Annotated in this window: 11 protein-coding genes; 10 read left to right on the top strand and 1 reads right to left on the bottom strand. The window is 51.9% G+C overall.

Annotation, left to right across the window (positions count from 1 at the left end; translation table 11 throughout):
- The first annotated feature begins 15 nt into the window (after nt 1-15).
- The 10 genes from KK083_RS11125 (at nt 16) to KK083_RS11080 (ending at nt 23342) form a co-directional block, all read left to right on the top strand.
- A complete protein-coding gene (locus KK083_RS11125; RefSeq protein ID WP_254163301.1) occupies nt 16-1362 on the top strand; it encodes an HTTM domain-containing protein in 1347 nt (448 codons plus the stop codon).
- Nucleotides 1343-3763, top strand: coding sequence for a TonB-dependent receptor domain-containing protein (locus KK083_RS11120; RefSeq protein ID WP_254163300.1), 2421 nt, complete (start codon nt 1343-1345; stop codon nt 3761-3763). The genes KK083_RS11125 and KK083_RS11120 overlap by 20 nt, the downstream gene beginning before the upstream one ends.
- A 153-nt stretch (nt 3764-3916) precedes the next feature.
- On the top strand, nt 3917-4291 hold the full coding sequence (locus KK083_RS11115) for a hypothetical protein (RefSeq protein WP_254163299.1): 375 nt from the start codon (nt 3917-3919) through the stop codon (nt 4289-4291).
- A gap of 83 nt (nt 4292-4374) precedes the next feature.
- Nucleotides 4375-4740: a hypothetical protein gene (locus KK083_RS11110; protein WP_254163298.1), complete on the top strand. Its 366-nt coding sequence runs from the start codon at nt 4375-4377 to the stop codon at nt 4738-4740.
- 242 nt (nt 4741-4982) lie between these two features.
- Entirely contained in the window at nt 4983-7832 is a 2850-nt protein-coding gene (locus tag KK083_RS11105) for a PA14 domain-containing protein (protein WP_254163297.1), read from the top strand.
- 666 nt (nt 7833-8498) lie between these two features.
- Nucleotides 8499-10484, top strand: a complete 1986-nt coding sequence (locus KK083_RS11100) for a T9SS type A sorting domain-containing protein (RefSeq protein ID WP_254163296.1) — start codon at nt 8499-8501, stop codon at nt 10482-10484.
- Between the two features lie 32 nt (nt 10485-10516).
- Nucleotides 10517-12559: a beta-helix domain-containing protein gene (locus KK083_RS11095; RefSeq protein WP_254163295.1), complete on the top strand. Its 2043-nt coding sequence runs from the start codon at nt 10517-10519 to the stop codon at nt 12557-12559.
- A gap of 53 nt (nt 12560-12612) precedes the next feature.
- Nucleotides 12613-22329: a SpvB/TcaC N-terminal domain-containing protein gene (locus KK083_RS11090; protein ID WP_254163294.1), complete on the top strand. Its 9717-nt coding sequence runs from the start codon at nt 12613-12615 to the stop codon at nt 22327-22329.
- Between the two features lie 3 nt (nt 22330-22332).
- The gene (locus tag KK083_RS11085; RefSeq protein ID WP_254163293.1) at nt 22333-22893 is read left to right on the top strand and encodes a hypothetical protein; all 561 of its coding nucleotides are present in this window, start codon (nt 22333-22335) and stop codon (nt 22891-22893) included.
- Nucleotides 22894-22928: 35 nt separating this feature from the next.
- Nucleotides 22929-23342: a hypothetical protein gene (locus tag KK083_RS11080; protein ID WP_254163292.1), complete on the top strand. Its 414-nt coding sequence runs from the start codon at nt 22929-22931 to the stop codon at nt 23340-23342.
- 16 nt (nt 23343-23358) lie between these two features.
- Here the strand turns inward: KK083_RS11080 and KK083_RS11075 are convergent, their stop codons facing one another.
- Nucleotides 23359-23805, bottom strand: a complete 447-nt coding sequence (locus tag KK083_RS11075) for a tellurite resistance TerB family protein (RefSeq protein WP_254163291.1) — start codon at nt 23803-23805, stop codon at nt 23359-23361.
- Nucleotides 23806-23910: the final 105 nt, after the last annotated feature.

Genomic DNA, 23910 nt, shown 5'->3' with positions numbered 1-23910 from the left:
TACCGCTTACCGACTATGAGTGCATACTTTCAGAGAATGACCTCCGCCGCTCCACTGGCTGTTTTCAGAATAGCCCTGGGGTTGCTGATCTTTGGAAGTATGGTTCGCTTCTGGGCCAAGGGCTGGATCCATGATCTTTACATTCAGCCGAAATTCTTTTTTACATTTTATGGCTTCGGGTTTGTGAAGCCGCTGGGAGCGTACACCTACGTTCTCTTCGCGCTCTGTGCCCTCTGCGCGGTCATGGTTGCTTTCGGCTTCCTTTACAGGATGGCCAGCGCAGGGTTGTTCCTCACGTTCACTTACATCGAGCTGATCGATAAGAGCACGTACCTGAACCACTACTACTTCATCAGCATGATTTGCCTGATGATGATCTTTCTGCCGGCACATGCCTGTTTTTCCGTGGATGCCTTCCGTAATAAAAAGCTACTCTCAGGCAAGGTGCCCCGATGGTGTGTAGATTCCGTCAAGCTCTTTGTATGCCTTGTTTATGTTTTTGCCGGTATCGCCAAACTGAACAGCGACTGGCTGTTGCAGGCGATGCCACTGCGCATCTGGCTTCCCGCCAAGAATGATCTTCCCATCATCGGGCCGTTGTTCAATTATACCTGGGTAGCTTATGCGTTCAGCTGGCTCGGTTGTGTGTATGATCTGAGCATCGCTTTTCTGTTGCTGAACCGCCGCACCCGCGTGGTTGGCTATGGGGCCGTGGTGATCTTTCATTTGCTTACCGCGATACTGTTTCCCATCGGCATGTTTCCTTACATCATGATCGTAACAGCCCTGGTTTTCTTCCCGGAAAACGTTCATGCAAAGATCATTGGCACCATGGCGGCATGGATCAGGGTGCCCAACCTCGTCAATGCTTCCGGAGAATATAAGTACCCTGTGCGTGTAACAAAGCTGCTGAAACCGGCCTTCTGCATCTTCTTTCTGGTGCAGGCAGCGCTGCCGTTCCGGTATGTGTTGTATCCCGGCGAGCTGTTCTGGAGCGAGCAGGGGTATCGCTTTTCATGGCGTGTGATGCTGATGGAAAAGGCGGGTTATGCACAGTTCACTGTGAAAGATGGCGCAGGTAAGCAGGTGGTGGTAGATAACAGCGAGTTTCTCACCACACTGCAGGAAAAGATGATGGCCACACAGCCTGACATGATCCTGCAATATGCCCACATGCTCCGCGATCATTTTGCCGCGCAGGGATTTCGGTCGCCGGAAGTTTACGTCGATTCTTACGTGGCGCTCAACGGCAGGCTGGGAAGACCGCTGGTGGATGCGGGCACCAATCTTTCGAACGAACACGAATCATTCAACGATAAGCCCTGGATATTACCACCCGGTTATGAGATCAAAGGTTTTTAGCATAGTCTTTTTTTGTTGTGTGTCACTGAGCGCTTTTTCGCAGTATCGCCTCTCGGGCACGGTGAGCGCGCAGGAAGACAGCACGGCCATCAAAGAATGTGTGGTGTATCTCAACGACGGAAAAAGCTCCACCATGGCCGATGGACGTGGCAGGTTCCTTTTCGAAGATCTGCCTAACGGAAGCTACATACTGCATTTCACCAGCCCGGGATTTCAATACCATCAGCAACCGGTAACCATCCAGAATAACAACCAGCACGTGCGCGTACGGCTTGCATCACGCGCTGAAACGCTCGAGGAGATCACGGTAACAGATGCTGCGGTAGATTTCGGTTTTACGCGCATGCGTTCTGTAGAGAACATGGGCATCTACGAAGGCAAAAAATCGGAGGTGATCATCCCGGAGCAGCTCACGGTGAACCTGGCCACGAACAACGCCCGCCAGATCTATAGCAAGGTGGCTGGGATCAACATCTGGGAGAATGATGGTGCAGGGCTGCAGCTCAGCATCGGCGGCCGCGGCCTCGATCCTAACCGCACTTCTAATTTTAACGTACGGCAGAACGGATACGATATCAGCGCAGACGCCCTGGGGTATCCCGAAAGTTATTACACGCCGCCGGTGGAAGGTATCGGTCGCATCGAGATCGTGCGTGGTGCGGCATCGTTGCAATACGGCACCCAGTTTGGCGGGCTCATCAACTTCATCATGAAGAAGCCGGTCGCTGACCGCAAGCTGGCACTCGTAGCACGGCAGACCGCGGGCTCCTTCGGTTTTTACAATGCCTTTACCAGCGCCAGCGGCACCGCGAACAAGCTCAGTTATTACACTTTCTTTCAGTACAAACGCGGTGATGGATGGCGAGACAATTCTCACTTCAACAACCACACGTTTTTTGCCAACATCAATTATGCCGTAACACCAAAAATGAAGATCGGTGTGGATGTAACGCAAATGGGATACCTCGCCCAGCAACCCGGCGGACTCACAGACGATATGTTCAGGACCGATCCGCGCCAGACCAACCGTGAAAGGAACTGGTTCAAGGTGAACTGGAACCTGCTGGCGTTGCACCTCGATCACAAGATCAGCGCCACCAGCGATCTCAACCTGCGCTTGTTCGGCCTTTCCGCTTACCGGTATTCCCTTGGCTTCCGTCCCAATCGTGTGGCCACCATAGACGATAGCAGCGAGCGCGACCTCATCAAAGGTGACTTTACCAACTGGGGCGCCGAAGCGCGGTTCCTGAAACGTTATTCCATCGGCAAGGTGCCCTCCGTGGTGCTGGTGGGCAGTCGTTTTTACAAAGGATTCAACCACAGTGTTCAGGGCCTGGGAAGCACCAGCCGGGATGCCGATTTCAATTTTGTGAATCCTGACGAGTACATCACCTACGACTACCGTTTTCCTAACCGCAACGTTTCACTTTTTGCCGAGAACATCTTCTACGTTCACGAGAAGTTTTCCATTACACCCGGCATCCGGTTTGAGCACATTCGCACCACGGCAGAAGGTTACTACGACACGGTTTTCAAGGACCTGGCCGGCAATGTGCTGGAAAGGACCCGTACGGAAGAAGACCGGGTGAAGGGCCGCCATTTTCTGCTGGCCGGCATCGGTCTGAGCTATAAGCCTCTAACGCATGTGGAGCTCTACACCAACATTTCGCAGAATTACCGGTCTATCACGTTCAGCGATATGCGCATCGCCAACCCTTCGTCAGAGATCGACCCGAACCTTCAGGATGAAAAAGGTTATTCGTTCGACCTGGGCGTGCGCAGTGAACAAACCGTGCTTTTTAATTACGATGTCAGCGTTTTCTATCTCAATTACGATAACCGCATCGGTGAAGTGCAGACGTATGACGAACGGGAGCGCGTGGTACGCCGGCGTGGCAACATAGGCCGGGCGGTGATCCAGGGTGTGGAAGCTTACGCCGAAGCAGATGTGCTCGGACTGATCTTCCCACAACAGTATCAGTGGAGCGGGGTCGTCTTCAATAATATTGCGCTTATCCATTCGGTTTACGAGGCCAGCGACATCCCCGGCGTGACAGGTAACGAAGTAGAGTTTGTTCCTGCCGTAAACCTGAAGAGCGGTGTGCGGCTGGGATATGGCAACCTCAGGGGATCGTTTCAGTATACCTATCTGTCTGACCAGTTCGCCGATGCCACCAATGCCACGGATGGTGGTGTGTCGGCCGTGGTAGGCACCATTCCCGCCTATGCCATCATGGATGTCAGCTTATCGTATCAGCTCAAAAAGCTCAGGTTCGAGGCAAGTGTCAACAACCTCGCAGACCGTATGTACTTCACCCGCCGGGCAACAGGCTATCCCGGGCCTGGTATACTTCCGTCTGATGGACGAGGTTATTTTCTGACGATACAGGTTAAGATCTAGTTTAAAAAGGGTCAGCTGACGCATCACCTTTCGTTAAAGCGAGGAACTATTGTCAATTGCCCCTTGTCAACTGTCAATTTTTTAACGTGCCTACCCAAACCGTGGTGGCATGATTTTTTACAGCCGCTTTATAATACCGAAGGTTAACACTACATGATGAGTTTAAAAGAAAAATTCGGATGGCTGAATTTTCCTAAAAAAGAATATGCTTCCAGTGCGGAGGTTGTTCCATTCGATTTTGTCAGGACCAGGAAGGGCATTCTGAAAGAACTGGTGATCAGCAGCATGTCTGGCAACGTGGTAGGCATCTATTCGCGGGCTTTGGGCGAGGGAATGTTTCTCGCGGCTGTAGAGAAGATCGAATCCAACGCAAGAGAAGAGATCATTACGCTGAACCGTTACGATATGAGCGGGCACATGCTTGCCAGAACGAGGGTATCCGTCGATGAGATCCACATGGTTTGTCCTTTTAACAGGGTTTATACCAACCCTAGCATGAACGCTGAAAGGCCTGGTCTGTACCGGTAACGCTGTTCGGGAAGCGCGGGCGCTGGCATAATTTTTATCCATCATATAAGATGGATTTTTTTCCACAATTATAGAAGAAGGGCATGGATAAGATCGTTGTTGAAATTGTTACTTCTGCTGACGAGATCCTGAAATCGTTGATGGAAAGCCATGACTCCGGAACCATGATCGGTATTACCTCGCCCGAGCTGGGGCCCGACACCTACATCACTGCCGTCAGGGATATTCTCATCGACGATGACGACCCCATCATTGTGATCAGGGGATATGACAGGAGCGGTTATTTTTTCAGCAAAGATACGCTGAGTCTGAAAAGCATTACCAGTGTAATACCCTTCAACTCGATTTTCGACAATCCTTTCCTGCGTGAAGTGAAAAAAGAGCTGGAAGTGATCCGGGGCAACCGTGAGAACAATGCCAGTATTAAAACAGAAGATTACATCAGCTGATCTGCTTTCTGTGAGCTGATAAAATTTCGCTCCACTTTCAGTAGCCACCGTTTCTCTACAACCCGTCCCATAGCCGCGACGGCGCTTCCTTTGTTCGACGTTTAGATCCTGCGATATTTTTTTATCATCGCATGGTTCCAGCGTCCACTTACAGCCGATTCCAACGCCCGGTTTACCCGCACTACATCGCCGGATCTGCATCGGCGGGCACAATAATATTCGATTACGCGCAAACTTTCTCTATGAATAAAAATTTCTACCGTTCATCTTTTTTAGTGTGGATGCTGGTTGGCTTTTGCGCGCCCGCTAAAAGTTCAGTGCTTTCCGGTGAATCTCCCCGTGAGATTAATGTGATCCCTGCTGATGTTGCCCTGCAGCCGGTCGTGCCGTATCTGCTCGTGAAAGACATGCGCCGGACGTTTGTTGACTGGTATGTGTATGCGGATGGTGAGAGCTCCGTGGAAATGTACAGGTCTACGCAGCCCGAAAGTGAATTTGCGCTGATCGCTACCGTTGCGCCTGACCAGCAAACTTTCCTCGATTCAGGCCTGAAGCCACGCACAGCCTACTATTACAAAGCGAGGTCTGTGCTCAATGGAGAATACTCAGCGTTCTCGGATGTAAACAAGATCGTTACCGAGTCAGATTGGTTTCCGCCGGTTTTCACCGCACGGGCCATTGACGCCCATACCATCGAGCTCACCCTCACCGACAGAAGTTACCAGGAGCTGGGCTACGACATCAGCAGCCCCACATCGGAATTTCACGATGGCGTGGCGCTGGCAGATTCCGGTCGCACCGTAGTGTTCACTGCGTATGAGCTCCAGCCGGGAACCACCCACACCTTCAGCGTCGACGTTACATTGAATGAAGAAGGAGGCACCTGGCTTCAGAATGTAGCCTCGGCAAGCGCTACCACGCCACTGGCGGCGCCGGAATTTTCACCCGAGCCGGTATACGGTGATCAGACCGACATCGGCCTGAGCCTTTACAACCCCAACCCCGGCAGCAGCACGGAGATCTATAGGTCGTTGTCAGAGACTTCCGGCTTTGCGCTGATCGCCACAGTGCCCTGGGATCAGAATGCATACTTCGACCGTAACCTGAGACCCCGCACCGTTTATTATTACAAGCTCCGCGCGATAAAAGAGGGTGGGGCCTCGGAGTTTTCAGACACTGAAATGTTTCGTACCAATTCCAAAAACTATCCACCCGTGCTCACGGCCAGGGCTGTTGATGAGAATACCATCGAGCCGACCCTGGAAGACCGGAGCTACAACGATATCGGTTACACTATACGCAGCACGTCGCCCGATAACAGCTTCGTACAGGATATTTCTTTTCCTGCTGACTCAGGTGGCACGCAAGTGGTGATCCACGAGCCCGTTAACGCAGGTACCCGTTACACGTATGCCGTCGATATGCAAACGATGGACGAAGGATTGCCTGTTCTCAGAAATGTGGCGATTGACAGTGTTACAACACCGGGCAGTACAGCGTGCGCCGGCACCGGCTCCATCCGGTGGGAGGTATGGCAAAATGAAACGGGCACGGAGATCAGCAGTGTGGATTATTATAAATCGCCGGACCATACCACCGCGCTTACGATTTTTGAGTCGCCGCGGTATCATGGCAACAACTACGGCAGCAGGGTGAGGGGTTACATATGTCCTCCCATGACGGGCAGTTACACTTTCTGGATCGCCAGCGACGACAGGGGCGAGCTCTGGCTGAGCACAGATGACGATCCCATCAAAAAAGTGAAGATCGCTTCGGTGCCGGGATATGCGCCTTACCGGAACTGGACCAAATATGCTTCGCAGCGATCTGCGCCGGTGACGCTTCAGGCCGGCCGCAGGTACTACATCGAGGCGCTTCATAAGGAGATCAGTGGCGACGACTATGTTTCTGTTGGATGGCAGCTTCCTGACGGAACCTTGGAGCGGCCCATCGCCGGAAACAGGCTGATTCCCTTTGGCAATCCTGCGAACACCGCCCCCGCTATTATTCTGCACGAACCGGTGGAAGGCCAGGTGTATACAGAGCCGGCAAGTATATTCATGTTTGCCACGGCATCGCCACAGGATACCGGTCATCCCATCACGAAAGTGGTCTTCTACAAAGACACCACCAAAGTTTATGAAGATACCACAGAGCCTTTTCAATATTCGTTGAACAATGTTACAGCAGGAACCTACACCATCACCGCTAAAGTGGTGGATGCGGCAGGGGAGTCGAGCATGGCGCACGCCCGCATCACGGTAAATGCACCGTCGTGCTCGGAGGGAACCGGTGGACTGATTGTGCGGGAGATCTGGAGAAACATTCCGGGCACTTCCGTTTCGAGCATCCCGGTAGATTCTGACTACGACGACCTCCAGGGCATCAGTGGCTTCGCTACGCAGACTTATTACGCCAATGACTACGGAAGCCGCATCCGCGCGCAGGTGTGTGTGCCCCAGACCGGTAACTATGTGTTCTGGATCGCCAGTGACGATAACAGTGAATTGTGGCTGAGCACCACGGCAGCGCCAGGCAACAAGGTAAAGATCGCGTCGGTTACCGGCGCCACCAAAGTTCAGCAGTGGAACAAGTACACCTCCCAACAATCAGCACCCATTCCGTTGAAGGCAGGATACAAGTACTACATCGAAGCGCTGCACAAGGAAGCGAATGGAAACGACCATGTGGAAGTGGGATGGCAGCTGGCGGATGGCACGCTGGAGAGACCGATCCCGGCCAACAGACTGATCGCCTATTCGGAGTCGGGCGACCTTGCCGCTGCGGCGATGGCATCGGCAGCCATGCCGGTATCGGATAACACACAGGATGCGGTTAGCCTGTATCCGAATCCTGCCATCAGCCGTGAGGTTGCGCTGACGGTCTCGGGCGATGTGATGCAGAGTCTGAACGACGCGCAGGTGCAGGTGATCTCCGCCACTGGTGAAGTGGTGCATACCCAAACAGTGAAGTGTGACGGTGACTGCAACAATGTGCTGCTTTCGCTGAAGGAGAATGTAAGGCCCGGTGTCTACCTGGTCAACGTGATCGTGGGGAGAAAGCGTTTGTCGAAGAAACTTATGGTTGAATGAAAAGGAGCCAGAAGCCAGGAGTAAGGAGTCGGGAGTCGGAACTTTCAAGATCGTGCCATTGCATTGAAATGGTGCTGTAAAGAGGATAGAGACGAATAACGACTCGTTGGCTTGGTATTCAAGCTGGGACGATATGTCAATAGCCATGGGGCTCCACCCCATGGCTATTGTGCATTAGGCATTTTAACGTGCCACAGGTAGTAGTGATCTGCTTTGCACGTATTGGCACGTAACGCGTGAACGTGATCCGGGGCAACCAAAGGCTAATCCTGAATTTTTTTAAATATTTTTTATTAAATGTGCATTTGATCGCTCCCGCGGAAAGCATGTACTTCAGTAAAGTACATTACACCCGTGGTTTGACATAGCGGATTAATACTTACCGGATTTAAGCTTTCTATTCTGCTGCCAGGCGGTGCTTGTCACCGTATTGCTATGCGCACGGGTGCCGCGCACTCTTCGGGATGATCATTTTTTTGCGATAATCTTACGTCAGGTTTACATACTCCTTAAGGAGTATGCTGATCCACATATGCCGATCCTGGCGACATTTATGCCTGTTTAAACGGCAGATTTTCTTTACGCCGGTTAGGGGTAGGGATGCGTGAGGGTGCTATACCGGTGAGCAAATGATGATTTGCTGAAAAAAATAACCTCGGCTTGGCTATGATGTGTTCCACCCCCTCGTATCACCTGAAGAAGGCATTCGCCTTTGCGTTTCTTCTATTTTCCTTTTCCCTTGTTGTAAAGGGTCAACCTACTGACAGCTTATCTGGCCCGCGCGTATGGCTGAGGGCAGACCGCAGTGTGCTCAGTGGCCTGAAGTGGTCTGACGTCAGCGCCTACCGGAACGATGCCAGCGCTGCATCTTCGCAGCAGGTGCCGGCATTGAACGCAGCCATCAACTTCAACAAGGCAGTTACCTTCGATGGCATCGATGACTATCTGAAGATCCCGTATAGTGTGGAAGGCCTCGCGGACCTTTCCATTTTTGCCGTGTTCCAGTCGGCCGACACCACCGAACGTGGCGTATGGGGCAGCGAGCAGGGTGTTTCCCGCAATGTGTTGCTTACCACGCGCAAGGCTATTGGTCCTGACACCATCGCGGATGTTTACGGTAAAAGTGAAAAGATCACGGTGCTCAACGCAGTATTGCAGAACTGGGAGAAAGCCACGGCAACGTCTGCCACGGCTTTTTTCGCGTTGGGCAGCGCCGGAAAAACAAAAGGTTACAAACCCTTCAAAGGTACGCTTGCCGAGCTGGCCGTGTTCGACCGGTCACTGACTTTCCTGGAACGCATTCAGTTTGAAACCTATCTCGCTATCAAATATGGCACGGGCCTCAAGGCAGGCAACTTCGTGAGCTCCGGCGAGAAGGTGCTCTGGCGTGTGGAGGAGAACAAGGGTTACGGAAGAAATATCGCCGGCATCGGCAGGGATGATGCTTTCAATCTTTATCAGCGACAATCGGGAAGTGCGTATGATTCAGGGTTGCTGGTGATGAGCGCCGGCACACTGGCCACTTCGAATGTTGCCAATACGTTCCCCGTTGCAGACCAGGATTTTATACTCTGGGGCGATAACGGTTTGCCGCTGAGCACGAAACGTGGCATCAGCGCTGACTCCGTGTTGTCGGTAGTACAGCGCAAATGGCTGGTAACGGCAACAGGCAATACCGCTAACAAACTTGGCGTGGAGCTTCGCATCGATGCCGCCAGGTTCCCGGCCAACCCGCTCGGGTACTGGCTTGTGATAGACCGCAGTGGCCAGGATAATTTTTCTGTCGACAACCTCGAGTATATTTTGCCGGACGGGATCGCTGATGGCAAAGTCATTTATAAAAACGTAAACTGGGACAAGGACGGATCGGGCAAAGACCATTTCGGTTTCGCCAAGGCCACGGCATTGTTTGCTGTGGTGCGCCGCGTGAGCGATCCTTCCTGTACCAATGAAACCGCAGGTAAGATCAAAGTGGAGGTGATTGCCGGCAATGCACCTTTCCAATATTCACTTTCCAACCCGGAAGCCAGCATCTCGCGCAGCAGGAAAACATCCGAGAAATTGTCTGATGAGAAAGAGCTTGTCAAGGGCGCCTATGTGCTCACGGTAAAAGATGCCGGCGATGAAACCCTTGTCAGGAACTTTAAGCTGTTGATGCCCGATGGACTGGAGATCAGCCTGGGGCCTGACCGCGTTTATACAGAGACCAGCAACATTACGCTCGACGTTTCTTCGCAGGTGCCCGATGCGGTGCCGGTGACCTACCGCTGGGAAAACAACTTCGGATTCAGCAGCACAGAGAAAAAGATCACCGTTCAGGAGTCGGGCATATACAGGGTGTTTGTCACCAAAGACCTCGATGGTTGCGTGTTCTCAGACGATGTGATCATCTCGGGCGCCGAAAGTCAGCGCGTGGCGGTCTATCCCAACATCATCAGCAGCAACGAAAGTTACAACGTCAGCGTCTCGCTTGACAAACCCGGTGGTGTTGAGGTCAGGGTCTTCAACGGACGTGGTATCCAGGTGCATGAGATGAAAAACTCAGGACAGAGCGAATACCAGTTCATCACAAGCCTGAAAGATCCCGGCATGTACCTGGTGGTGATCCAAACCGCCAAAGGCATCGAGGCCAGAAAAATAGTGGTTTACTAATGCCATCAGTTTAATTCAAAAAAAAATCGATCATGAAAATATTTTTACAGAGAACAATGAGAGCCCGGTATCTTGCACTGCTTTGTTTGTGCGCACTTTCTTTAATCCGCTGCGGAGGCGATGACCCCGTTGACCCTGCAGCACCGGTAGCGTGCTTCGCCACCCCTGACAATACCCTGTATGCAAAAGTAGGCGTGGCCTTCAATGCCGACTGTTCGAAAAATGCAGCCACCTACACCTGGGATTTTGGTGATGGTGACGTGGCGACATCGGCTAGCGCTTCTCATATCTATAAAGAGCAGGGCTCCTATACCGTAACACTGAAAGTAGAGAACGCCCTCGGCCAGGTTCATTCCACTTCTAAGAAGATCAGCGTGCAGGCTTCGCCGTTCACGGAGCACACCGGTTACATAGACCAGGCAGAAGTGTGGAAAGAAGGCATGCACCTCATCACGGGCAACGTATACATCAGGCATGGTTCACTGACCATCGAGCCTGGTGCGGTGATCCACGTGAATAAAGAAAAATCGATCAGCGTTGGTCATAAAGATACGGCTACCCCCGGAGGCGCTTTGTTTACCGCCAATGGAACAGCTGCGAAGCCGATCATTTTTCAACCTTCGTCTGGCCAGTCCGTGGCAGGGGAGTGGGGCCACATTTTCTTTACAGATAAGGCCTCTGCAAACTCGTCTATGGACTATTGCGATATCAGGTTCGGCGGCAAAGCCAATGCCACCTGGGACTACGAAGCCTTTATGTACTATACCAACTACGGGATCGTGCATGTGGGCAAAACCGCTGTAAAGATCAATAATACAAAGATCAGCGGCGCGGCCAACTACGCGGTCTCTTTGAGCGAGACGGGTTATTTCACCGCATTCACCGGCAACACGTTGTCCAACAACGTCAATTATCCCATTTATGTGCATGTGAACTATGCCCACACCATCGGTACGGGCAACACCATTCAGAGCACCAAGGGCATCTACGTGTATGGCCAGGATTTTATGCAGCCCAACACTACCTGGCGCAAACAGAACGTACCCTATGTGCTGGTGGGTGAGAAAAGATTACTGACCGGTCAGAACGGTCCGTCAAGCCTGACGATCGAGCCGGGCACTACCATTGCGCTGAAGAAGTCTGCGTCGATCCAGGTAGGCTTGTACAGCGAAGGCCATCTGTATGCGGAAGGTACGGCAAGCGAACCTATCATCTTCACGTCAGCCGAAGACACAAAAGCAAAAGGTGACTGGTTCGGCATCTACGCGTGGGACAAGAGCACGTTCAAATATTGCCGGTTTGAGTACGGCGGCGGAAAAGATTTTCAGAACTACAGCAGGATCCTGGTGGTGTCTGATGCCGAGTCGGTAGTTTCCAACTGCACATTCACTGAAGCGCCTGGCGATGCGCTGGAGCTTGGCGATTTCAGCCTTGCGACCCTGCAGAACAACACCTTCGAAAAATGCGATGGTTATGCCATCAGGCTTTCTGCGCGCCAGTTCCATACCATGAGCTTTAACCAAACCATCACTGGGACAAAAGGTGTGATCATCGAGCCGCGCGAGCTTGCGCTGGAAGGCGCCGTGACCTGGGCGAAGTGCCCTTATAAGTTGACTTTCCACGGTACGCTGCGCATCCAGAGTCAAACCGGTGTGAGCTCGCTGACCATTGCGCCGGGAAGCACCATCCGTTTTACAGAAGCATCGAGCATCATTGTAGGCTCGGAAAGCTGGTTGCCGGGAACACTGATCGTTGATGGCACCAGCGAACGCATTACGCTTACCATCGACGAAGCTGCCAAGGCTGCGGGAAAGTATTGGGGAAATATCCGCTTTGGCGCGGGCACTTCTGCCACGACCAAGCTGGTGAACTGTGAGATCTCCTATGGCGGATACGCACCGGTTGATCCGTGGTTTGGTATGATCGATTGCACGGGCACTACGGGCAAACCCACCATCAGTAACTGTACCATATCCAATTCTTACGGTTATGGCATCTCGCTGAAGAATGCAACGCCGGCGCTGACAAACAATACCTTCAGCGCCAATGCCAAATCGAATACTTATACCTATTAAACCAGTACGATCAAAAGAATTTACCTGACCGAATACCTGTTACCCCTCTGACTATGACAAACGCTCTCTTCCGTTTAAGCCTGGTGCTGTTGGCCATGGCTTGCACGGCCCTCTCCAAGGCTGCTGACAATCCGGCGCCGCGCTCAGCTGTCAAAGTTTATTCGTCCGTAAATCACGAAGGTGTGATCGGCGTTACTGCGGAAGCACCTGCGGATAACCCGGCCGATAACATCTTCCACATACAGATCGATGAGCCCTTGTGCGGCAACGAGAAATTGTACCTGGTGTACGAGCTGGAGGGTGTTCAGGATCATACGTCTGTATCGCGCAGCATCAACGATCAGCTTGCCACCGGTGGATACCTGGTGAAGAAGCGCCGTGGCTGGGCAATACAACGCGAGCAGATCAACGCGTCGTGGCTGAAACAAGGCGATAACATTGTGCGGTTCACAACCCCGGAGCAGGCGCAGCACAGCTACAGGATCAGGAACCTGCGCGTTGAAGTTGCGCCGTCAGAACACGGCAGCGATGACATACAGATCATCTTCAATCAGCCTTCCGGTCATTATTACTTTGGCAAGGCCTATGTTAAAGGCCTGATCACAGGAGCAGGTAACGCCAATGTAAGGATCAATGTAGCGGGCAAACCTGCGCGGGTATCCAACGGCGAATTTGAAAGCCTCATCGACCTGGAGAGCACGCCCGGGTCATGCGCCACCGAGATCGAAGCCGTGTATGCTAACGGAAGCACTACTTGTCATATCATCAGCTTCGACGAGCCCCTCACCGCGGATTTTGTGTTTGCGCTGGATGCGGTGACCCATCGCACAGAAAAGTTACTGGATGCAGACCAGGGAGGCAGCATCAGTCTCCATGGCGCATCACTTCTTACGCCGGCGAAGGCGCTTGGCACTTCGTCTCTGCTGAGCATTACTACCTTACGTGACGTAGACGTTGCTGCGCTTGACGACGGCATGGTGAACGTTACAAAACATCATGCGGGCTTCAGATTCCTTCCCCACGGCATCACATTCGGAAAGGCGGTAAACATCCACGTTCCATATGACGCAGCGAAGATCCCTGACGGATATACCGAAGCCGATATCAAGACCTATTACTTCGATGAGCAGGCGCATCACTGGATACCGCTGAAACGGGATACAGTGCTGACGGAATCTCCTGAAGTTGTATCGCGCACCCTGCACTTTACGGATTATATCAACGCCATCATCAAGGTTCCCGAGTCGCCTGAAGTGGCAGCGCATAATTCTACATCGATAAAAGGGATCAAGGCTGCCAACCCGATGGCATCGGTGGACTTCATCGCTCCACCACAAGCGAACAATAACGGTTCCGCAACGCTGAGCTACCCGCTGGAAATTCCCGTGGGCAGAAATGGCATACAGCCGCAGCTCTCCATCAGCTACAACAGCAGGAGCGGTAATGGCTGGCTGGGTCTTGGCTGGAGCCTTTCCATTCCTGCGATCAGCATCGACACGCGATGGGGTGTGCCACGGTATGATCCAGCGAACGAAACAGAAACATACACCCTCAACGGAGATCAGCTTTCGCCTGTAGCACATCGCGGGGCGTTGGAGCCAAGATCGACTGCAGCCAAAAAACAGTTTTATCACCGCATTGAAGGTGCGTTCAATAAGATCGAACGCCACGGCACCAATCCCACGAATTACTATTGGGAAGTGACCGACAAAACCGGTACGAAATTCTTTTACGGCGCTACCAGGAACGGCGGCCTTGACAAGAATGCCGTGCTGCGCGACAATGAAGCCAGCGACGGCGGGAACATCGCCTACTGGGCTTTGCGCGAAGTGAGGGACCTGAACGGAAACGGTGTTCAATATCACTATGCTAAACCCATGGACACCGGTCTTGCTCCCGCAGCGAATCCCAGTGAAGAAGAGAAAGGTTACCAGCTCTACATCGACAAGATCACCTATACGGAATACAACGGAGCTGACGGTAAATACCAGGTGCTCTTCACAAGAGATCGGGAGATCACCTCACCGGCGTTTACCAGGAGAAAAGATGTGACCATCGCCGGCAACCTCGGCTTTAAGCAGGTTACGGCCGATCTGCTGATGAAGATCGAAGTGCAGTTCGAGGGCAAACCCATCCGTCACTATCAGCTGAACTATCAGAAGGATGGCACCAGCGCCAACTTCTACAAGACCTTGCTGACGGGCATCAGCGAATACGATGCTGCCGGCGCTCATTTCAATACGCACACTTTTGATTATTACAACGATGTTGCCCCAGGAGGAACGTTTGCGCCCTTAAAGGATATACCGGACAACTGGAATCCGCAAGACGATGGTGTACACGGTAACTTCCTTAACTCGTTCGATCTCTTCAACGACGATGCTTCGGCACTGAGCGGCACACGTTCCAGCGATTTCAGCCAGGGCCTCGCGGTTACGGTAGGTGCAGCCTCAGGCCCTTTGTGGAGCAAGTGTAATACCGTTGGCGGAAACTTCGGCATAGGCCGTTCCAAAAGCGAAGGCATGCTCACCATGATCGACATCAATGGCGACGGGCTGAGTGATAAAGTGTACCTCGACGGAGGAACATTCAAATACAGGCCCAACGAGTTCGCCTCGGGAGGAAGCATGGCGTTCGGTGACGAGATCACCGTGACCGGTGCGGGATCATTCCTGAAAGAAAAGAACAAGAGCACGAACTGGGGCTTACAGGCTATCGGATGTTATGGCGGAGGCAACGCCAACATTGGTAAGAGCTGGAGCAAGAGCACCTCTACAACGTCAGTTTATTTTGTCGATGCCAACGGTGATCAGTTGCCTGACGTGGTCAACAATGGCGTGGTTTATTTCAATCACCTGGACCCTAACACAGGAAAGATCTCATTCCAGCCTTCGAGCGGTGGTACGCCCAACCCTATTGCTGGGGGAGGAAGTGTAGCGGAAGGTGCCGGCGTTGATCAGCAGGAGCTGGAGAACGCTAAAAATGCCAACCCCTTGCACGACATGGTGAGAATGTGGCAGGCGCCTTACACCGGCAAGATCAAAATAGCCGCTCCTATCAGGCTACTGCCCAGTGGTGATCCCGAACGTTCTGAAAATACTGCAGACGGTGTAAAAGCCACCATCCAGCACCAGGACAGCTACATCGGCAACAGCATCACCATCAATCAAAATGATTATCAGGAGCATGCATTCAGCGGACTGGACAACATACAGGTGACCAAAGGCGACCGGATCTTCTTCCGTTTGCAATCTATCGACAATGGCTCTTATGACTCGGTGCGTTGGTCGCCGGTGATCGAATACCTCGAAGAGGACGGCAAGACCGCAGATGTTAAGCTGACCGATGCCAACCACAAGCCGCTCTATCGTTTTTCGAGTGAAAAAGATTTCCTGTTATCAGCACAGCAGGAGATAGCAACCCCTGTACCGGGAAAAGTGAAACTGGTGGGCGCGTTCAAAAAACCTTTTACCACCGATGACGTGCGCTTCCAGGTGATCAGGAAAAGAGCTTCTTCTCCCGACCTGCTGGTATTTGATAAAAATTACAAATGGAATGTGAAGGTGGATTCGGCGCTGGCCATGGACATAGACGTTGCCAAAGATGATATCTTCCAGCTCAGGGTGTATTCATCAACCAATGTCGATTTCACGGCCATCTCCTGGGCGCCGCATATTTACTATACGGTGTCTTACGATCCTGTGAACAAAACGGTGCTGGATAAGAACGGCAAGCCGCTGGTAAATTTTTATCCTGTTCCTGAATTCAATACCTATCCTTTGTTGCACGCGGTTACCAGGCCGTGGAAGCTGACAGAGGATGTTGAGAAGATCAAGGTAACGCCCTCGCTGGCTGTCAACAACGGAGGTTTCCCCCTGAACCTTACGTTGAATGGCCTGATCCATTTTTCCGTCAAGAAAAAAGATACGCTGCTGTGGAAGACCAGCATCCAGGTTACCAAGGGAGATCTTCCTGCGGCAATGCCTTCTGCCGAGATCACGGTGAAGCAGGGCGATACCCTGTACTTTGAATACGATGCCGACAACGCGAAGATCGCCACACGCATCACACAATACGATGCGAAACTGATGATCGATGGTACCGAGAAGTTGGTGAAAGCGGGTGTGTTCTCTGCGCTGAGCGACGATCCGATCTTCGGTCCCTTTTACCGGGGCTGGGGTCACTTCGCTTACAACGGCAACCCTGATCGCACCGATCGCCCGATCGATCGTGCCCTTTTGAAGATCAGTGACATGGCCAAAAATGCCGGTGATGTAGACGTGGAGAATGATATCCAGGATCCTGAAGATGTTGAAGGCGCCAACGCCTACGATCCCGCCAAGGAAATGTTCATCATGATGGTTCCGTCCGGTGAGAACCGTAACTGGATCGGTTATGACAATCTTACCATATTAACTGCCAGTGTGATGAGCAGCTCGCGCCTCGGCGAGGATGACATTGCAGGAAGGCTTACGTCCCACGGAGGAGGTAATGGCGGTGGCGGCGGTGTGACCCCTGCCATCGATAAAGTGACCAAAACTTCAGGTTCATCCTTTGGCCTGGGTATCGGTTACAAAGCGATCGGTGGTGGCTACAATTCCGGCAGCAATGATACGGAAGTGTTATCTGATTTTATGGATATGAACGGCGACCGCTTCCCCGATGTGGTCACGAAAGACTTTATCCAGTTCACCAATGCGCAGGGTGTTTTGTTGCCCAAGGTGCCGCATGGGCACGGCAATCATCACATGACCAAAGCGATCTCCGAAGGCGCTTCAATTTCAGGTACAATGGTTGAATCCAAGGCAAGCGCCACCTCTTCCAACATCAAGAAGGCGTTGGTAAGCGTGGGTAATGCCGCGGCCGGTAACGGGCTCAGCGCCGATTATGGCGAAGGCAAAAGTGAAGTGCCGTTCTCATGGCTTGACATCAACGGCGATGGTCTCCCTGACAAAGTGAGGAGGAGCGGTAATGCAGGTCCCAAACCTGAAGATGCCGGCAGCCAGAATTTAAAAGTGTCGTTGAACCTGGGATACAGGTTTGGCGCGGAAGAGAACTGGCCGATCGTGGAGAACCACATTCAGGGTGGTAAAAGTGTAAGCTACGGCGGCGGTGTTGGTTTCAGCTTCGCCAGTGGCAGCATCAACGCAGGTTTAGGTGCGTCGCGTTCGGAAAATGAAACAACCGGCACACTGGAAGATATCAATGGCGATGGTCTTGTAGATGAGCTGCTCTTCTCGAAAGACCAGGCGGTAAAAGTTAAGCTCAACACCGGCGCAGGCTTCCAGTCGGCAATGGAATGGAGCGGTGCCACGCACGTCAACGAGAACCGGTCTACCAGCGAGTCTGCGAACATAGCGTTCACAGGTTGTATTCCGATACCGGTGATCGGCATCAGGATCTGTATCAACCCCAGCACCAGCGTAGGCCATGGCGTGAGCCGCGAGCTGACAAAATTCACGGATATCAACGGCGATGGCTATCCGGACTATGTGCACTCGGAAAAGGATAACCAGCTCGTTGTAAAACACTCCACCATCGGGCGAACCAACTTACTGAAGTCGGTACACAGACCTTTAGGTGCTGCTTTCACAATGACCTACACCCGTGTGGGTAACACCTACGCCATGCCCAACAGCCTTTGGGTAATGGATGGCGTACAGGTATTCGACGGCTTTGCCGGTGACGGTGTGGACAATACGCTTACAACGTTTACTTATGAAGGTGGCTTCCATGACCGCCATGAGCGCGACTTCTACGGTTTCGCCAAGGTGATCACCCGCACCCACGATACCGGCAAAGGCAGTAAGCCGGTTTACACCATCCTGACACAAACCTTTAACAACGACAACTACTATACAAAAGGCCTGTTGCTGAGCGAGCTGAAGACAGACGGCGCCGGCAACAAGTTTGAAGGCAAGGAGAACGTCTACGTGCTGAAGAATATCTTCAACGGCAATGACCTTACGGCACAGGAAAGGGTAAGTGATGCAGGTAGTGCGTTCCCTGCACTGACAGAGACCAATGAAAGTGCGTATGAAGGCCAGTCCGATCCCGGCAAGACCACCGGTACAAGATACGCTTATAACAAGACCGGTGATGTAACAACCTACACCGAGCTTGGTGATGAAGGAGCAGAGGACGACGTCACGGCTACCATCACCTATCACAACCTCGAGAATTTGTATGTGATCAGCACACCGGCAAAGATCACGGTAACCGGCTCAGGCACCACCTACCGGAAACGTGAATCGGTCATCGATCCGAATACAGGCGATATTGTGCAGATCAAGCAGTATCTGTCAGACAGCGATGTGGCGGTGTATGACATGGCGTATGACCAGTACGGAAACCTGCAGAAGATCACGCGGCCGAAGAACCATAAAGATCAGCGGCTGAGCTTTGATTACGTGTACGACGATAAAGTGCACACTTATCCCACGAAGGTGAGCAACAGCTATGGCTATAGCTCGGAAGAAACCTATGATTTCAGTTTCGGTCAGGTACTGGTAAGCAAAGACATGAACGGAAACGAGATCTCGTATGAGCTGGACAAGCGTGGAAGGGTGGCGAAGATCACAGGACCTTATGAGAAGGGGGGAAATGGTTATACCATCAAGTTCACATACGATATCGATGCCGCTATTCCCTATGCGATCACGGAGCACTTCGATCCTTCTGATCCGAAGAACCCTTTGAAGACCGCCATTTTTGTGGATGGCCTGGGCCGTGTGCTGCAAACCAAAAAAGATATCGCCATCTACCAGGGAGACGGAAAAGCGGATGTGGAAATGATGTCAGTGAGTGGCCGTGTTTATTTCGACGCCTTTGGCAGAACCGTGAAGACGTATTACCCCGTAACGGCACCTGCTGCAACGCCCGCCGATTTTATTCGCGATCCCGACAGCATTGACCCCACGCTCACGGAGTACGATGTGTTGAGCAGGACAACCAAGGTTACCCTGCCTGATAAATCGGTGACGTTGACCCAATATGGTTTCGAGCAGGACAAGTTTGGCCGGAAGCAGTTCAGCACCAGGACCACCGACCCCAACGGCAAACAGAGCGAGCAGTTCACCGACGTGAAGGAACGGGTAACCTCCGTGAAGAATTATACTTCTGACAAACCGGTGTGGACAAGCTTTAAATACAACGCCATTGGTGAGGAGATCGAAGCCACAGATGACATGGGCAATACAACGTTCTCAACCTATGATAACCTGGGACGAAGAACAAGCCGTAAACATCCCGATGCGGGCACTACCACTTACAGCTACGACCTCGCCGGTAACATGAAAGAGCTTGTCACCGCCAACCTTCAAAAGTCAGGACAGGCCATTCTTTACACGTATGATTTTGAAAGGAAGTCGGAGATCATCTATCCTGAGAACCCTGAGAACAATGTGAAGTATACCTATGGCGAAGCAGGTGCAACGGATAACCGCGCGGGCAGGATCGTGCTTCAGGAAGACGCATCCGGCGCCCAGGAATTTTTCTACGGACCGCTGGGAGAGGTGGTGAAGAATATCCGTACCGTTGTGATTCCCCAGCACGACGAGCAGACTTATACCACGGAATGGAAATATGATACCTGGAACAGGCTTACGTCTATGACCTATGCCGATGGCGAGGTGGTGACCTACACCTACAATGCCGGAGGACTGCTCAAGAACATGACGGGCAAGAAGAAGAACGCCACCTATAACTACGTCAACCAACTCGGCTACGACAAGTTTGAGCAGCGTGTGTTCATGGCTTACGGAAACGGCACGAAGACAACCTATACCTATGAGGCTGACCGCCGGAGGCTGAAGAACCTGACAGCGCAGACCGCCGCCAAGCGGTTGTTCATGGACAATAGCTACAGCTACGATAAGATGAATAATATCCTGGGGCTGAAGAACAGCGCGCCGGTGCCATCACCCAACCTGATGGGCGGCGCAGGCGAATACAGCTACGAATATGATGAGCTCTACAGGCTTACGAAAGCCACAGGATCTTTCAAAGGTTCGAACGATGTGCACACCTATACCCTGAGCATGGCATACAACAGCGTGGGCGGTATCACACATAAAACGCAGAACCACCAGCGTAAGGGTGTGGTGCAGAAGAAAACAACTTACGACTTGAGCTACACTTACAGCAGCGAGCAACCTCATGCGCCTGTACACATTGGCGATCAAACGTATACGTATGATGCGGATGGAAACCAGACCGGCTGGACCCACGATAAGACGGGGCAGCGAAGAAATATCATGTGGGATGAGGAGAACAGGATCCGTTCGCTTTATGACAACGGTTCGCAGCATCACTATGTCTACGATGCATCTGGTGAGCGTGTGCTCAAAGGTAAGAGCACCGGCCAGCGCGTGTTTGTGAATGGTGAATGGAAGGCAGGCTCCGGGCAGATGGGCAACTACACGGTGTATGTAAACCCGTACCTGGTGCTGAGAAGCGGAAGTTACACCAAGCACTATTACATCGAGGGGCAACGCATTGTGAGCAAGCTTGGCGGTGGCTGGGATAACAATGGCAAAGGCCCGCTGAAGGCAGGAGGAAGCAAGGTGGATTACATGGGCAAGACTCAAAAGGTATTCGACGGCATTGTGAAGAACCTCAAATTCCTGAGCGCTGACGGACAGATCCTGACGGCGGGGAAAAGTGGTAAAACACCTCCGGGACAGCTCAACGGAAGCACGACCGGAAGCACACCGGAGAAATTCCAGTATTTTTATCACCCTGATCACCTGGGCAGCACAAGTTATGTGACGGATGTCAGCGGCGAGGTGTATCAGCACCTGGAGTACTTCGCGTTCGGGGAGACGTTTGTGGAGGAGCACAGCAACACTGACCGCACACCCTACCTGTTCAACGGGAAAGAGCTGGATGAAGAGACGGGATTGTACTATTATGGAGCGAGGTATTATGATCCGAGGTCAAGCGTATGGGAGAGTGTTGATGAATTGGCTGAAGATCCTGAGCAGTCTGGTAAATCTCCCTATGCCTATGGGTGGAATAACCCGGTAACCTACAATGATCCGGACGGAAAATGTCCGAACTGCGTTACCGCTGCAATTGGTGCAGGCCTCGGCGCGCTCATTGGCGGTGGTTTGGAGCTGGGAATGCAACTTTATAAAGGAGAAGAAGTAAATTGGGGCAAAGTTGGTGGAAGCGCACTGCAGGGTGCCATCACAGGCGGAGCCGCCGGATTTACAGGTGGCGCCTCGCTGGTGACCACAGCAGCGGTTGCCGGAACTGCCAATGCCGTGGGCGGTGCAGCAAACCGCGCGATACAGGGAAAAGGAACAACTGTTAAAGACGTTGTGGTCGATGCCACGGTCGGTGCCGTTCTCGGAGCCGGTGGAAAAGTTGTGGGCAACGCGGTGAAAGGGGCCACCGACAGGCTGTCCAACGCTGCTAAAGGAAAATTAGGCGAAACGGTTACAGCAGTAAAATATGCTGCGAAGGGATATCAGAGTCAGGGAAAGGCGATCGTCAACACGGGAGCCCGCACCGCCACAGGAAGAACGCAAAGAGCTGTTTATGATCATAACATGAGAAATGTGTTCACAGGCAGACGCCTGACAGTGGAAAGTAAATTCAATACGGCCGGGCTAACCCCCAATCAGGTTAGAGCAGCTGGTAATGTTACCACGCCCGGAGGTTTGATCGTTGACAGAACCACAAGTCAGCAGCTTGGCAATGCCGCGAAAGCAGCTACTGTAGGTGCCGGAGGCGGTGTTGCAGCTCAAAGAAATCAAGAACATTAAACCATGGGACTATTTTTTAAAGTATCGGACGATAAACTTCTGGAGGTCAGGAATAAAATATTCCGTGAAAAAGGAATCCCTGCCCTCGAAAAAAATGGATTCAGGAAATCACCGTTCTCTACTGCCTGGTTTGGTAAAGATGATATCGGCGGATTTACTTATCAAATGTGCAGGCTGTCTCAAAACACACGGCTTGAAATAGTTGAAACCATCATTGCGCGGGGTGACCGGTGGATCCAGATCTATTTGAATATTTTTGAGCTGCGTCCGCAAGTGGCCTCACCGGAACAGCTAAAAGGTGTCGATGGACTAAAGTACGACCTGCCTCCCAACAGTTTGACCAGGATGCGTCTGCGGGTTGATGATTTCAAAGGAATGCCGTTATTCAACTTCGTGGAGCACAAATTGAAATCCTTCAATTCGGAGAGCGGATTGAAAAAAAGAGCAGAAGAGCTGGGTGACCTGATAGAAAAGGATCTGACAAATATTGACTCATTTATTAAAAAATGGCATGAGCTCCATCAGCCCAATGTCACAGACTGGAGCGGAAACAGGGTGAAATAGTTTTAACAACGTTACCAAAGTTCATAACAGAAAGTATGAAAAGAAAACTACTGACAGGGGGCCTGATCGCCCTGGCATTTTTTCAATCCTGCAGCGACGATGACAAAGGTACACCCTCGTTATCGGGAAGGTACGGCATGGTGTCGCATGAGATCTCCAGCTGCACAGATGCCACTAAAAATAAACTGACCCAATGTCCGTCAACCGTTCGCTGCCGTGACCTTGAATTCCTGGCCGATGGTAAGGTCAATATCCACTATTCAACGGCCACGCACCCCGGCACTTACGTTATTGCCCAGAACCAGTTGGTGTTGGACGACAATTATTACAGCACCCCGTTCACCACGTTATATACTGTTTCAGCAGACGGGAATAAGCTAACGCTGACAAGGCAGGATACTGACACAGGGGCGGCCTGCATGGAGAAAGAGATCTACAATAAGATGTAAAAAGAGGGGCGATGTTTTATCGCCCCATGATAAAGTAGACGCGCTTCATAGCTTCGTCATATCCGCTTCCATTTTCAATGTTGAGCTGGATCGTTGTTATGATTTCGTTCACCAGCGCGTTGGGATATCCGAATCTGGTAGCGAAAACACTACAAAGCAGTATTTCTTCCGGGTGAATGAAATCGTCTACCGTCATCATGTGAACAAGGTCGTATAGCTGATAAAATTTTTCGCGGTCATCCGTAGGGCATATAAAGACAATGGCTTCGGGATGGCAGCGGATCTCTTCCAGTTGTTTGTCGGAGATATTGTTTCTCCTGGCAATCTCTTTCAGCAGATAAAACTCCTGCTCGTTGAACTCACCATCGGCGGAAGCCACTTCGATCAGGTTTTTGATATGGCTTTTAGCAGATACGTTTCCGTGTTGGAACAAGCCAAAAATATTTCTTAAATCCATTTTCATAGATCATTGTTGTTAATTGATAAAACTATCGGGAAGACTTGATCACGATCAGATCGTATGGCCGTGCAAAAGAGCGCACGGGCAGTACGCCTGAGATGTTAATGT

This window comes from Chryseosolibacter histidinae, assembly GCF_018598225.1.
Classification (GTDB): Bacteria; Bacteroidota; Bacteroidia; order Cytophagales; family Cyclobacteriaceae; genus Chryseosolibacter; species Chryseosolibacter histidini.
This window is presented reverse-complemented; position numbering and strand designations above follow the sequence as displayed.

Coding starts and splice junctions, on each gene's coding strand:
- KK083_RS11095 (WP_254163295.1), top strand. CDS start 10,517: ATGAAAATATTTTTACAGAGAACAATGAGAGCCCGGTATCTTGCACTG.
- KK083_RS11110 (WP_254163298.1), top strand. CDS start 4,375: ATGGATAAGATCGTTGTTGAAATTGTTACTTCTGCTGACGAGATCCTG.
- KK083_RS11080 (WP_254163292.1), top strand. CDS start 22,929: ATGAAAAGAAAACTACTGACAGGGGGCCTGATCGCCCTGGCATTTTTT.
- KK083_RS11085 (WP_254163293.1), top strand. CDS start 22,333: ATGGGACTATTTTTTAAAGTATCGGACGATAAACTTCTGGAGGTCAGG.
- KK083_RS11075 (WP_254163291.1), bottom strand. CDS start 23,805: ATGAAAATGGATTTAAGAAATATTTTTGGCTTGTTCCAACACGGAAAC.
- KK083_RS11125 (WP_254163301.1), top strand. CDS start 16: ATGAGTGCATACTTTCAGAGAATGACCTCCGCCGCTCCACTGGCTGTT.
- KK083_RS11090 (WP_254163294.1), top strand. CDS start 12,613: ATGACAAACGCTCTCTTCCGTTTAAGCCTGGTGCTGTTGGCCATGGCT.
- KK083_RS11115 (WP_254163299.1), top strand. CDS start 3,917: ATGATGAGTTTAAAAGAAAAATTCGGATGGCTGAATTTTCCTAAAAAA.
- KK083_RS11105 (WP_254163297.1), top strand. CDS start 4,983: ATGAATAAAAATTTCTACCGTTCATCTTTTTTAGTGTGGATGCTGGTT.
- KK083_RS11120 (WP_254163300.1), top strand. CDS start 1,343: ATGAGATCAAAGGTTTTTAGCATAGTCTTTTTTTGTTGTGTGTCACTG.
- KK083_RS11100 (WP_254163296.1), top strand. CDS start 8,499: ATGATGTGTTCCACCCCCTCGTATCACCTGAAGAAGGCATTCGCCTTT.